The organism is Sphingomonas sp. (assembly GCF_041661825.1).
GTDB lineage: Bacteria > Pseudomonadota > Alphaproteobacteria > Sphingomonadales > Sphingomonadaceae > Sphingomonas.
The window spans coordinates 493,860-506,914 of sequence record NZ_JBAZTU010000004.1; the positions used below are offsets into that span (position 1 = coordinate 493,860).

The window sequence follows — 13,055 nt, forward strand, 5'->3', positions numbered from 1 at the left end:
GCAGGCGGCATGAGCCTGCCGAATCCAGTCGATTACGCCGTGCCGGCTTTCGTCCTGCTGGTGCTGGCCGAGATGCTGGCCGCCTGGGCGAAGGACCGCAAACGCTACGAGCCGAAGGACACGCTGACCTCGCTCGCGCTCGGCACGGGCAGCACGGTCGCGGGGGTGCTGACCGGCGGGTTCGTCTATACGCTGGCGGTGTGGCTGTCGCAGTACCGGCTCTTCGACATCGGCTATGCCTGGTATTGGTTCGTCCTGTGCTTCGTGATCGACGACTTCGCTTATTATGTTTTCCACCGATCGGCGCACCGGGTGCGGTGGTTCTGGGCGAGCCATGTCATCCATCATTCGAGCCAGCATTATAATCTGTCGACCGCGCTTCGGCAGACCTGGACCGGCTTCATCTCGATCGGCTTCATCTTCCGGCTGCCGCTGTTCCTGATCGGATTTCCGCCGGCGATGGTATTCTTCGTGGGCGGGATCAACCTGATCTACCAGTTCTGGATCCACACCGAAATGATCCACCGCATGCCGCGCTGGTTCGAGGCCGTGATGAACACGCCGTCGCACCACCGCGTCCATCACGCGACCAACCCGCGCTATCTCGACAAGAATTATGCCGGCGTGTTCATCGTGTGGGACAAATGGCTCGGCACCTTCGAACCGGAGCGCGACGACGACCGGCCCCGTTATGGCATCGTCAAGAATCTGGGCAGCTTCAACCTGGTCTGGGCGGCGTTCCACGAATGGGTGGGGATCGCCAGGGATGTGTGGGCGGCGCCGGGGCTGCGCGCCAAGCTGGGCTATATCGCGAAGCCGCCGGGGTGGAGCCACGATGGTAGCCGGGACACGTCCGAGACGATCAAGGAGCGCTGGCTCGAACGCGAGCGCGCGAAGGAACAGGGCACCGCGCCGCAGTGAGGGAATCATCGTCGCGTTCGGCCGTGGGACAGGGCCCTGCGCGTTCGGCATTGCCGCCAGTCGCCAATAGGCTAGCTTGATTCGATAAACACCCGGGGAGGGGTCGCAGTGGAAGAAGCCGACATCGTCGTCGTTGGGGGCGGATCGGGCGGCGCGGCCGCGGCCGGCCGGCTGAGCGAGGACGGCCGCTATACGGTCGCGTTGCTCGAGGCCGGGGGCCGCAACACCGGGTTCCGCACGCGGATTCCGGGGTTCATCGCCTTCCAGACGCCCAAGACCAACTGGCAGTTCGAGACCGTGCCCCAGGCCGGGCTCAACGGACGGCGCGGATATCAGCCGCGCGGGCGCGGGCTCGGCGGATCGAGCGCGATCAACGCGATGCTCTATCTGCGCGGCAACCAATGGGATTACGACAATTGGGCGGCGATGGGGTGTCCTGGCTGGTCGTACGACGAGGTGCTGCCGGTCTTCAAGCGCAGCGAGAGCAACGAGCGTGGCGCCGATGCCTGGCACGGCGATGATGGGCCGCTGCATGTCAGCAACCAGTGCGATCCGCATCCGGGATCGATCGAGTTCGTCGAGGCGGCGCGACAGCTGCAGATCCCGCTCAACGCGGATTTCAACGGCGCGCGGCAGGATGGCGTCGGCGTCTATCAGGTGACGCAGAAGGGTGGCGAGCGCTGGAGCTCGTCGCGCGCCTATGTCGAAAGCGCGGTCAAGCGCGCCAATCTGGAAGTGCTGACTGACGTCACCGCCGAGCGGGTGCTGTTCGACGAAGGACGCGCCTGGGGGGTCGCCTATCTGCAGGATGGCCAGGCCAAGGTGATCCGCGCCCGCCATGCCGTGGTGCTCGCGGGCGGGGTGTTCGGCACGCCGCAATTGCTGATGCTGTCGGGCATCGGCCCGGGCGGCCATCTGCGCGAACAGGGCGTGGCGGTGCGGATCGACCGGCCGATGGTCGGCGCGAACCTGCAGGATCATGTCGATTATGTCGCCGGGTTCGAGGTGAAGGGGAGCTACTTCATCGGCCAGTCGCTGAAGGGCACGCTCAAATCGGCTGCGGCGATCCTGCAATGGATGCGGCACCGGCGCGGCGCGATGACGACGCCCTATGCCGAATCGGGCGGCTTCCTGACGGTCGATCCATCGTCGCCGGCGCCTGACGTACAGCTTCATTTCGTACCGGTGGTGCTCGAGGATCATGGACGGACCAAGGTGAAGGCCCATGGCTTTTCCTGCCACGTCTGCGTGCTGCGGCCGGAGAGCCAGGGCACGGTGCGGCTCCAGTCGATCGATGCGCGCGCGGCGCCGCTGATCGACCCGGCGTTCCTCAGCGACCGGCGCGATATGGAGCTGATGAAGAAAGGCGTGCGGGCGATGTACCGCGTCCTCGAGACTCCGCCGATCGCCGACCACAAGGGCCGCGACCGTTATCCGATCGATCTGAATGATGATGACGCGCTGGAACGGCTGATCCGCGCCCGGGCCGACACCATCTATCACCCGGTCGGCACGGCGCGGATGGGATCGGACGATCTGGCGGTGTGCGACCCGAAGCTGCGCGTGCGCGGGGTGGAGGGGCTTTATGTCGCCGACGCCTCGATCATGCCCAAGCTGATCTCCGGCAACACCAACGCGCCGTCGATCATGATCGGCGAGCGCTGCGCGGATTTCGTGAAGGCCGATCTCGCCGGCTGACCGGGATTCATATGGCGCGCGTTCAGCTTTTCGCGTGTAGCGCCGCGCGATGGACAGAAAGACCCTGAACCGCGTCGGCCTGGCGGCCGCGATCCTGCTCGTGCCGGGCGGCTTCATTCTGGGCGCAACCCTGGCCGCGCGGCGTTATCGCAAGCAGCAGAATGAAGGCGATGTGGCTGTCGAACCGACCGACGACGCCGGGGGCGAAACCCCTACCGCCTCCTGACAAAAAAGGGCCGGTGCGTTGCCGCACCGGCCTGAGGTCGTCCGCAGGAGGAACGAATGGGGGGGCCGGCCTTGTGGCCAGCCCCGAACTTGTCAGTAGTTGTAGGCGCGCTCGCCATGCTCGGAGATATCCAGGCCTTCGGCCTCGACATCTGCGCTCGGGCGAAGGCCGATCGTGTATTTGAGCAGGGTGAACAGGGCGAAGGAGACCCCCCCGGACCATACCAGCGTGATCAGGACCGCCTTGAGCTGCGTGATCATCTGCGCGCCCATGTCGTACTTGCCGGCAACCGCAGGCATGACGGTGTAGTCGAACCAGCCCTGACCGCCGAGCGCCGGATCGGCCATGATGCCGGTGGCCAGCGCGCCGACGATGCCGCCGATGCAATGCACGCCGAACACGTCGAGCGAGTCGTCGTACTTGAGCGCGTTCTTCACGGTCGTCACGAACAGGAAGCAGATCGGCGAGACGACGAGACCGAGGATGATCGACGTCATCGGTGCGCCGAAGCCCGAAGCCGGGGTGATCGCGACGAGGCCGGCGACGGCACCCGTTGCCGCACCGAGGAGCGACGGCTTCTTGTGGACGATCTGCTCGATCACGGCCCAGGAAACGGCCGCAGCGGCAGTGGCGACGAAGGTGTTGATGAAGGCGACGCCAGTGACGCCATTGGCTTCAAGGTTGGAGCCCGCGTTGAAGCCGAACCAGCCGACCCACAGCAGCGAGGCGCCGATCATGGTCATGGTCAGCGAGTGCGGCGGCATCGGCTCTTTCTTGTAGCCGAGACGCTTGCCGATCACGAGGCAGCCCATCAGGCCGGCGATGCCAGCGTTGATGTGCACCACGGTGCCGCCAGCGAAGTCGAGCGCGCCGATACCGTAGAGATAACCGAAGTCACCCGGCTGCTTGGGCAGGAAGTCCGGGCCGGCCCAGTACCAGACCATGTGCGCGATCGGGAAATAGACGATCGTCAGCCACGCGACCACGAAGATGATCAAGGGCGTGAACTTCACGCGTTCCGCAAACGCACCGACGATCAGCGCCGGCGTGATGCAGGCGAAGGTCATCTGGAAGCAGATATAGGCATATTCCGGGATATAGACCCCGTTCGAGAAGGTCGCCGCCAGGGTGGTGGCGTCGACGCCCTTCAGGAAGAGCTTGGAGAAGCCGCCGACGAACGGCGCGGTCGCGCCCGAGCCGGCGGTGAAGGCCATCGAATAGCCCCAGCAGACCCAGACCAGCGACGCGACGCAGACGATCATCAGCACCTGCATCAGCACCGACAGCATGTTCTTGGTGCGGACCAGGCCGCCATAGAAAAGCGCGAGGCCGGGCACCGACATCATCAGCACCAGCACCGACGAGGTGAGCATCCAGGCGGTGTCGCCCTTGTTGGGTGCCGGTGGCGCCGCGGCCGCGGCAGCGTCCTGCGCCCAGGCAGGAAGAGCGGCGAAGAGTGCGGCCCCGAGACCGGCCCCAAGTCCGGCAATGCCGGCGTATTTCAATGCATGCTTCATCACTGCCCCCTTACTCACAGCGCGGTTTCATCGGTTTCGCCGGTGCGAATGCGCACCGCCTGGCCGACATCGAGAACGAAGATCTTGCCGTCGCCGATGGCGCCGGTGTTGGCCGAGGCCTGGATCGCTTCGACGACCTTGCCGGCGAGGTCCGCCGCGCACACGATCTCGATCTTGATCTTGGGCACCATGTTGGTGCTGTACTCGGCCCCCCGATAGATCTCGGTCTGGCCCTTCTGTCGGCCAAAGCCCTTCACTTCCGTCACGGTCATGCCCGCGACGCCGATCTCGGTGAGGGCCTCGCGGACCTCGTCGAGCTTGAATGGCTTGATGATGGCAATGATGAGTTTCACCGGCGCCCCCTTGTGAGATTTGTCCCGGGGGTTGATCAGCAATGGTCGTGCCAGAGTCGAAAACACGCGTTTCCGCGCGGTTTTCCGCAACGAAATATTACCGACAGGTAAATTTTTGTGCAGCTGCGAACGGCTGCCCAAGAATCAGGCAGTATCCGACAGGATCTTTCGGGCAGCCGCCAGGTCCTCATCATCGACCATCACGCGGACGGGGATGAAGAGGTAGCTGCCATCGGCGATGCTGGCATTGCCATCGAGCGCGACGGCATCAATCCCTTCGGAATCGAGCCGGCCGATCACGATATGGGCTTCGTTGCGGTTGAAGCGGCCCAGTTCCACCAGCGCCACTATTGCGCCGCCCGGGTCGGGTTGCGGACCGGCAGGCCGTCGATGCTGTGGGTGCGCCTGGCATATTTGCCGAACCGCTCCTCGTCGCTCGATGTCACATGATATTTACTGAGCGTGTCGCGCTCGCGTTCGAAGCTCATATGCGGCACGCCCCAACCGCAGCTGGTCTGGACCTGATCGATCGCGATCTCGAAGATCTGGCGGGTGCCGGGGAGCAGGGTGAAGGAGGCCGCCAACTCCGCCCAGCGATCGTCCTGCGGCAGGACCGGCGTGCCGCGGCCATAGATTCGGAAGATCAGCGCCGGGCTTTCGAAGGCGCAGAACATGATGGTGATGCGGCCGTCGGCGAGGAGGTGCGCGTTGGTCTCGTTGCCCGAGCCCGCGACGTCGAGATAGGCGACGCGTTTTTCGTCCAGTACCCGGAAGCAGTCCATGCCCTTGGGGCTGAGGTTGACCCGCGCGCCGGGCGCAGCGGTGGCGACGAAGAATAAAGGCTGACGCGCGATAAAGGCGCGGTGGGCGTCAGTGAGGGCATCGAAGAACTCGGCCATGCGTCCCCCTATCACAGGGTTCCGTCTCTAGGGAGGGGTCAGACCTCGCGCGGCACCCTGGGCCGGCCGAGCGGGCATTCGAGCGCGTCGCGGTCCCAGGCGCCGAGATCGGCAGCGGCGTCATAGGTCGACTGACAGAAAGCGAGCAGCGCCGCGTCAGGGTCGACGGCGGTACGGACGGCGTCATAGGGCAGGAGGAACTCGCCCATCTCGGCATTATAGAAAGCCTCGGCCGGCTCGACCCTCGCCTCGGCATAGCCGGCGGGTGCGGGATAGGCATAAGCGTAGAAGGCGGCGTGCGGATAGGCGTCGCTGCCGGGCCAGAAGCCGACGCTCGCTTCCTCATGGCTGTACGCCTCGCACGTCACTGCGTCCGGCAGGCCCGGTAAGCCGCCCGGATGACGCGGCGCAGACCGGCCGGAAAAACGGGTCGAGGCGAGATCGAAGCTGCCCCAGAAGAAGTGGATCGGACTGGTCTTGCCGAGGAAACCGGTGCGGAACCGGCCGAACACGCGTTGCGCCTGGATCAGTGCCCGCCAGAAACGGCGGACGGCCTCCGCATCATAGGGGCGCTGTTCGCGATCTTCGGCGAAGGGCACGGCGCCCGGCATCTCGCTGGGCATGCCATCGAACGACGTCGTGACGCCAAGGTCCCGCAGCGCCTCCACCACGGCGGCGTGGAAATCAGCGATGCTGCCCGCGGCCAGCGGGATGGTCTTCACGCCGCCATCGCTGGTGGCGAAGACGATCCATTCGGCGATCAGGTCGAAATCGATCTGCAGGACCTGATCGCCGCAGGGAATGGTGGACGTGCTCCAGCCGCGTGCGGTGAGGTAGAGCGGGACGTGCCAGCTATGGTTGAGCCAGGGCGTCAGCGCGAGGCGGACCTTGCCGATGATCTGGGTGCGGAGCTGAAGGCCGATCGCAGTCTCGCGCCAGGAGGACCAATCGAGTTCGGGCCAGGATTCGGTCGCGGCCATGTGATACTCCTATGCGTCGTGCAGGATCCGGTATTCGCTCTGCACCAGGCCGCTCGGATAGGCACGTGTTGCGACATGGTCGAGCCGGACATCCGCGGCCAGGCTGCCGAACAGCGGCACGCCCTCACCGATCAGCACGGGCACGCGCGTGACGATCAGGCGGTCGATCAGGCCGGCGCGCAGGAAACGCTGAATGGTGATTCCGCCGTCGATATAGAGATGTTGGGCGCCGCTGGCCGTGAGGAGCGCAACGATCTCCTCGGGAGAGCCACCCATCTGCTCGACATTGCCACCCTTTACCACGCTCAGATCGAGCGCCTTGCTGCTCAGGACGACGACGCGCTTGTCACCATAGGGCCAGGGATCGAACGCCAGGACGATCTCGAACGTGTTGCGGCCGATCACCAGCGCATCGATGCTCGCCATGAAGTCGTCATAGCCGTGCGGCTCGCCGCCGCCCGCGGGCAGCCAGTCGAGCCCGCCATCAGGCCGGGCGATGAATCCGTCGACGCTGGTGCCGATAAAGACCGATGCCGTCATCGCGGGAATCCTCTTCGCCCGGCGGTTTACCCGAACGGGCCGCCGGACAACAGCTTCTGAGCGCTCGCGCGATGCGGCGCCCGACAGGGATCACACCGCCGTGCCGCCCACCGTCAGGCCGCTGACCAGCAGGGTCGGCTGGCCGACGCCGGCGGGGACGCTCTGCCCACCCTTGCCGCACATGCCGACGCCTTCATCGAGCGCGAAGTCGTTGCCGATGCCAGTGACCTTGGTCAGCACGCTGGGGCCGTCGCCGATCAGGGTCGCGCCCTTGATCGGGGCGCCGAGCTTGCCGTTCTCGATCTTGTACGCCTCAGTGCAGGAGAAGACGAACTTGCCCGAGACGATATCGACCTGACCGCCGCCGAAGCTCTTGGCGAAGATGCCGTTCTTGACCCGCGACAGGAGCTCGGCGGGATCGTCGTTGCCGCCGCGCATGAACGTGTTGGTCATGCGGGGCATGGGGGCATGAGCGAAGCTTTCGCGGCGGCCATTGCCGGTGGGTGCGACGCCCATCAGCCGGGCATTGAGCCGGTCCTGGATATAGCCGCGCAGGATACCGTCCTCGATCAGGATATTCTCCTGGGTCGGCGTACCCTCGTCGTCGATCGACAATGAGCCGCGCCGGTCGGCGATCGAGCCGTCGTCGATCACCGTCACGCCCGGTGCCGCGACACGTTCGCCGATGCGGCCGGAGAAAGCGCTGGTGCCCTTGCGGTTGAAATCGCCTTCGAGCCCGTGCCCGATCGCTTCGTGCAGCAGGATACCGGGCCAGCCCGGGCCGAGCAGCACGGTCATGTCGCCGGCGGGCGCCGCCACCGAATCGAGATTGACCACGGCCTGGGCCAGCGCCTCGTCGATCGCGCGATTCCACGTCTCGGGCTGCATCAGCGTGTCGTAGAGATAGCGGCCGCCGAGACCGAAGGTACCGGTTTCACGTCGGCCATTCTGCTCGACCACGATCTGCACGTTCAATCGCACCAGCGGGCGGATGTCCGTTGCGACGAAGCCGTCGGCGCGAACGATCTCGACCACGCTCCAGGTGCCCGACAGCGAGACCGAGACCTGGGCGACGCGGGGATCGCGGGCGCGGGCGGCGGCGTCGATCGTCTGGCAGAGATTCACCTTGTCGGCGAAGGGGATGAGATCGAGCGGATCCGCATCCGTGTAGAGGTGACGATTGGTCGCACGCGGCGGCGGGGCCTTGGCCGCGGCGGACGGATCGATCAGCGCCATGGTCCCGGCGGCGCGGCCGATCGCCGCGGCGCTCAGCTCATTGGCATGGGCAAAGGCAGTGGTCTCGCCCGAGACGGCGCGCAGACCGAAGCCGGAATGGGTGTCGTAGCTGGCGGTCTTCAGCCGGCCGTCGTCGAAGCCGAACGCTTCGGACTTGCGGTATTGGAGATAGAGTTCCCCGTCATCGGCCTTGGCCAGCGCCGACGCGGTGAGGCGTTGCGCCTCGGCGGGGTCGAGCTGGCCATCGTGATAAAGGAACGAGCGGGGATCTGAGAGGCTGGTCATGCCCCGCAATATAAGAAGGTTAGACGCTCGCGCCAGCCGGATGATCGGGAAGGGTCGACTGGTCGACGCCGTCGGCGGGTCCGCCGATCAGCACGAAGCGCCGGTCGCAATAGCCGCAATCGACATAGCCATGCTCGTCGATCTCCAGGAACACGCGCGGGTGACCGAGCGCGGCACCGCCGGGAATATCGGTCGCGCCGTCACAGGCGTTGCGGCGATGGGAGACGCGGAGGGTTTCGGGCGGGGCGATCATGAGGTGGCGCGATAGCAAGCGCGGGGGCGAGGGGCAATTCTTCCTTTCCCTCTCCCGCAGGGAGAGGGGTTGGCGCGCGCTTGCCGCAAGCTTAAGGGGCCAAGCATGACCGAAGCCGCGATCGTCATCGACTCCCTGTGCAAGACCTACAAGGGCGGCAAGCGTGCCCTGGACGATGTGTCCTTCGAGGTACCCCGCGGGCAGATCTTCGGGCTGCTCGGGCCGAACGGTGCGGGCAAGTCTACCCTGATCAATATCCTGGCGGGGCTGGTCAACAAGACCGGGGGCAAGGCCTCGATCTGGGGCTTCGACATCGACCAGCATCCGCGCAACGCCAAGGCATCGATCGGGATCGTCAATCAGGAGATCCTGTTCGACCCCTTCTTCACGCCGTTCGAAACGCTGGAAATTCAGGCCGGCCTCTACGGCGTGCCCAAGGCCAAACGGCGGTCGATGGAATTGTTGCGCGCGGTGCATCTGGAGGACAAGGCCAATGCCTATGCCCGCACTTTGTCGGGCGGGATGAAGCGGCGGCTGATGGTGGCCAAGGCGATGGTCCATACGCCGCCAGTGCTGGTGCTCGACGAGCCGACCGCGGGTGTCGACATCGAATTGCGCCAGCAGCTCTGGGCCTATGTCCGCGGCCTCAACCAGCAAGGCGTAACGGTGGTGCTGACCACCCACTATCTCGAAGAGGCCGAGCAGCTCTGCGACCGCATCGCCATCATCAACCATGGCAAGGTGATCGCCAACGAGCCGACCCGCGAGCTGGTCGGCAAGGCGACCGAGAAGCTGGTTGAGGTCACGGTCGATCGTGACGTCGTGACGCCACCGCAGTCAGTCTGCTTCCAGAAGATCGAGCTCAAGGGCACGCGCACCCTCGCCATCACCTATGCCAAGGACCGGGTGAATGCGGGTGAGGTGCTCGCCGCAGTGCAGGCCGACGGATACGGTATCGTCGATGTTTCGACCCGCGAAGCCGATCTCGAGGATGTGTTCCTGAACCTCACCCGCGCATCGAACGGATAGGCTGCGCTTGTTTTCCCGTCCGTTTCGGGCGTAGTCGCAGGGAAACGCGGATCGAACGTCTGGTCTCGACTTCGCTCGATACGAACGGAGTAGGCGTGCCGGACTCTCATTCAAGCGACGTTCTGATCATCGGTTCCGGCGCGGCCGGCCTCACCGCAGCGCTCAATCTGGCCGACCGGGTCAAGGTGACCGTGCTCGCCAAAGGCGGGCTCAACGAGGGATCTACTGCCTGGGCGCAGGGCGGGATCGCCGCAGTGCTCGAACCGGGCGACACCTTCGAAAGCCATATCGAAGACACGATGATCGCCGGCGCGGGACTGAACGACCGCGAGACCGTGGAGTTCGTGGTCGAGCGCGCGCCCGCCGCGATCGCGCGACTGGAGGAGCTTGGCGTGCCCTTCGCCACTGACGGCGACACGTTGCACCTGACGCGCGAGGGCGGGCACAGCCACCGGCGCATCGTGCATGTCGCCGATGCCACCGGCTGGGCGGTGCAGGAAGCGCTGCAGCGCGCGGCCGAGGCGCACCCCAACATCACCCTGGTGCCCGACATGGTCGCGATCGACCTGGCAACCGGGCGGCATGAGGAGCGCTATTCGGGATCGGGCCATGTCTGGGGCGTCTATGCGGTCAATCGCGCGACCGGGCGGGTCGAGCTCTACACCGCGCGCGCCACGATCCTGGCGACGGGCGGCGCGGGGCGGACCTATCTCTTTTCGACCGCGCCGCGCGGCGCGACCGGCGACGGCATCGCCATGGCGTGGCGTGCGGGATGCCGCGTGTCGAACATGGAGTTCATGCAGTTCCACCCGACCTGCCTGTACAATCTCGAGGTCAAGAATTTCCTGATCACCGAGGCCGTGCGCGGCGAGGGCGGGCATCTGCTGATCCCCGAGACCAGCTATCGCTTCATGCCCGATTTCGACGAGCGCGCGGAGCTGGCACCGCGCGACATCGTGGCGCGTGCGATCGACCATGAGATCAAGCGGCTCGGCCTCGATTACGTCCATCTCGACATCAGCCATCGCGGGCCGGCGTTCGTGAAGGAGCATTTCCCCAACATCTATGAAAAGCTGATGGGGCTGGGCATCGACATGACCAAGGACCCAATCCCGGTGGTGCCCGCCCAGCATTACACCTGCGGCGGGATCGTGATCGACCTGCACGGTAAGACCGACCTGCCTGGCCTTTATGCAGCGGGCGAATGCAGCGAATCCGGCCTGCACGGCGCGAACCGGCTTGCCTCCAACAGCCTGCTGGAATGCTTCGTGTTCGGCGAGGCAGCGGCGGATCACATCCTGGAGCATTGGGACGAGCTGCCCACCCCGCCCCCGATCCGCCCCTGGGACGAGAGCCGGGTCGAGGATTCGGACGAAGAAGTCGTCATCAAGCAGAACTGGACCGAAATCCGGCGCTTCATGTGGAATTATGTCGGCATCGTGCGGACGACCAAGCGGCTCGAACGGGCGCAGCACCGCATCCGCATGCTCACCGATGAGGTGAACGATTATTATGGGCATTTCCGCGTGACGCCCGACCTGATCGAGCTGCGCAACCTGCTCCAGACCGCCGAACTGATCGTCCGATCCGCGCTGCACCGCCATGAATCGCGTGGGCTGCATTACACGCTCGACTATCCCGCCATACTGCCCGACGCGATCGACACGGTGCTGATCCCGTGAGGGCGGTTCTGCATCTCAAGGAAATCTCACGCACTCGCCATTTTCGGTGCCCGTAAAACTCCTGAATGGATTCAAACGGCTGGCCTGCGATGCTGCCACAACCGTTTCACCTTGTGTCAGCCGCGGTTCGTCGCAAGGCTTGCATGTCAGGGATTCCTCAAGGAGATTCCGTGATTAAGGTCGCGAGCGGGGCGGGACTTTACCGGTGATACAGATTCTACCATTTGATTTTCCAAGGCCGGTTGCGGTCATCCTTCTCGCAGCAGCACTGTGCGCATGCGGCCACGACACCAGCAGACACCTCGCCGTGGTGCCGCCGGCACCGGTTCCACCACCCTATCGGGTCGTCATCCCGGTTCCGGCGCCGACATCCAGACCGGTGCCGCTGCCGCCAAAGGCGCCGGAGGAGCTGGTCGCCAACATCTCGTCGCTGGGCCGCAATTTCAACGGACGGGTCGGCATCGCGGTGCGCAGCATCGATCAGGGTTGGACGGTCTCCAGCAACGGGGACACCCGCCTGCCGCAGCAAAGCGTGAGCAAGCTGTGGGTGGCGATGACCGTGCTTGACTATCGCGACAGCGGACGCCTGACGCTCGACGATCCGGTCACGCTGACCAGGGACGATTTCACGCTGTTCCACCAACCGGTCGCGGCACTGGTGAAAGGCGATGGCTATCACACCACGATCGGCGAGCTGCTGCGGCGCGCGCTGACGATGAGCGACAATACCTGCAACGACCGGCTGCTGCGCTATGTCGGCGGTCCTGCAGCGGTGCGCGATTTCATCCGGCGCAAGGGGCTGGGCGATATCCGCTTCGGCCCGGGCGAGAAGCTGTTGCAGAGCGCGACGGCTGGTCTTGAGTGGAAGCCGGAGTTTGCCTTTGGCGACGCTTTCACCCGCGCCCGCGCCCGCCTGTCCCCGACCGCGCGGATCGAGGCGTTCGAGCGCTATGTCGCCGATCCGCCGGATGGCGCGGCGCCGGCCGCGATCGCTGGGGCACTGGCCAAGCTCAAGACGGGCCAATTGCTGTCGAAGCAATCCACTGATTATCTGATCGGCACGATGGAATCGTCGAAGACCGGGCGGCAGCGCATGCATGGCGCGGTACCGGGCGGCTGGAATTTCGGTCACAAGACCGGCACCGGTCAGGATCTGCGCGGACGCACGGCCGGCTATAACGATGTCGGCCTGTTGATGGCGCCGGACGGGCGCAGCTATGCCGTCGCGGTGATGATCGGCGATACGCCGCGCGCGATTCCCGAGCGCCAGGCGCTGATGCAGGCAGTCGTGACCGCCGTGGTGGCGAGTCATCGCGGACCGGGCTATTCGGTCGCAGGCGGCACCCGCCCCTCCGACGCCACGGCGATGTCGAACAACTAGGTCGAACAACCGGTTGAGAGGCAAGTCGGGCTTGGGGTGAACGCTCCACGCTGCT

Annotated in this window: 14 protein-coding genes; 6 read left to right on the forward strand and 8 right to left on the reverse strand. The window is 65.4% G+C overall.

All coding sequences use genetic code 11. The features are described from left to right. Window positions 1-9: 9 nt before the first annotated feature. The 3 genes from WC729_RS20940 (at window position 10) to WC729_RS20950 (ending at window position 2,845) form a co-directional block, all read left to right on the forward strand. Window positions 10-921, forward strand: coding sequence for a sterol desaturase family protein (locus WC729_RS20940; RefSeq protein WP_372856364.1), 912 nt, complete (start codon window positions 10-12; stop codon window positions 919-921). A gap of 108 nt (window positions 922-1,029) precedes the next feature. Then, entirely contained in the window at window positions 1,030-2,619 is a 1,590-nt protein-coding gene (locus WC729_RS20945) for a GMC family oxidoreductase (RefSeq protein ID WP_372856365.1), read from the forward strand. A gap of 49 nt (window positions 2,620-2,668) precedes the next feature. After that, a complete protein-coding gene (locus WC729_RS20950) occupies window positions 2,669-2,845 on the forward strand; it encodes a hypothetical protein (protein WP_372856366.1) in 177 nt (58 codons plus the stop codon). A gap of 92 nt (window positions 2,846-2,937) precedes the next feature. Here the strand turns inward: WC729_RS20950 and WC729_RS20955 are convergent, their stop codons facing one another. The 8 genes from WC729_RS20955 to WC729_RS20990 all read right to left on the reverse strand — a co-directional run bounded on the left by WC729_RS20955 (window position 2,938) and on the right by WC729_RS20990 (window position 8,908). Beyond that, complete coding sequence (locus WC729_RS20955) at window positions 2,938-4,362, reverse strand: ammonium transporter (RefSeq protein WP_372856367.1); 1,425 nt, start codon at window positions 4,360-4,362, stop codon at window positions 2,938-2,940. Between the two features lie 14 nt (window positions 4,363-4,376). Next, window positions 4,377-4,715 (reverse strand): P-II family nitrogen regulator, encoded by a 339-nt coding sequence (locus WC729_RS20960; protein WP_372856643.1) that lies wholly within the window; start codon window positions 4,713-4,715, stop codon window positions 4,377-4,379. Window positions 4,716-4,859: 144 nt separating this feature from the next. Beyond that, complete coding sequence (locus tag WC729_RS20965) at window positions 4,860-5,063, reverse strand: DUF2007 domain-containing protein (RefSeq protein WP_372856368.1); 204 nt, start codon at window positions 5,061-5,063, stop codon at window positions 4,860-4,862. Further along, window positions 5,063-5,614: a pyridoxamine 5'-phosphate oxidase family protein gene (locus tag WC729_RS20970; protein ID WP_372856369.1), complete on the reverse strand. Its 552-nt coding sequence runs from the start codon at window positions 5,612-5,614 to the stop codon at window positions 5,063-5,065. The genes WC729_RS20965 and WC729_RS20970 overlap by 1 nt, the downstream gene beginning before the upstream one ends. A 38-nt stretch (window positions 5,615-5,652) precedes the next feature. Beyond that, window positions 5,653-6,594 (reverse strand): DUF5996 family protein, encoded by a 942-nt coding sequence (locus WC729_RS20975; protein ID WP_372856370.1) that lies wholly within the window; start codon window positions 6,592-6,594, stop codon window positions 5,653-5,655. A gap of 9 nt (window positions 6,595-6,603) precedes the next feature. Next, on the reverse strand, window positions 6,604-7,134 hold the full coding sequence (locus tag WC729_RS20980; protein ID WP_372856371.1) for a dihydrofolate reductase family protein: 531 nt from the start codon (window positions 7,132-7,134) through the stop codon (window positions 6,604-6,606). A 90-nt stretch (window positions 7,135-7,224) separates the two neighbouring features. After that, on the reverse strand, window positions 7,225-8,655 hold the full coding sequence (gene tldD / locus WC729_RS20985; protein ID WP_372856372.1) for a metalloprotease TldD: 1,431 nt from the start codon (window positions 8,653-8,655) through the stop codon (window positions 7,225-7,227). A gap of 19 nt (window positions 8,656-8,674) precedes the next feature. Then, the gene (locus WC729_RS20990; RefSeq protein WP_372856373.1) at window positions 8,675-8,908 is read right to left on the reverse strand and encodes a zinc-finger domain-containing protein; all 234 of its coding nucleotides are present in this window, start codon (window positions 8,906-8,908) and stop codon (window positions 8,675-8,677) included. A 105-nt stretch (window positions 8,909-9,013) separates the two neighbouring features. Here WC729_RS20990 and WC729_RS20995 point away from each other — a divergent pair, with 105 nt between their 5' ends. From WC729_RS20995 to bla, 3 genes are all read left to right on the forward strand, one after another. Next, window positions 9,014-9,937: an ABC transporter ATP-binding protein gene (locus tag WC729_RS20995; protein WP_372856374.1), complete on the forward strand. Its 924-nt coding sequence runs from the start codon at window positions 9,014-9,016 to the stop codon at window positions 9,935-9,937. 95 nt (window positions 9,938-10,032) lie between these two features. Next, window positions 10,033-11,619 (forward strand): L-aspartate oxidase, encoded by a 1,587-nt coding sequence (nadB, locus tag WC729_RS21000; RefSeq protein WP_372856375.1) that lies wholly within the window; start codon window positions 10,033-10,035, stop codon window positions 11,617-11,619. Window positions 11,620-11,869: 250 nt separating this feature from the next. Beyond that, window positions 11,870-13,000 (forward strand): class A beta-lactamase, encoded by a 1,131-nt coding sequence (gene bla, locus WC729_RS21005; RefSeq protein ID WP_372856644.1) that lies wholly within the window; start codon window positions 11,870-11,872, stop codon window positions 12,998-13,000. Window positions 13,001-13,055 lie beyond the last annotated feature (55 nt).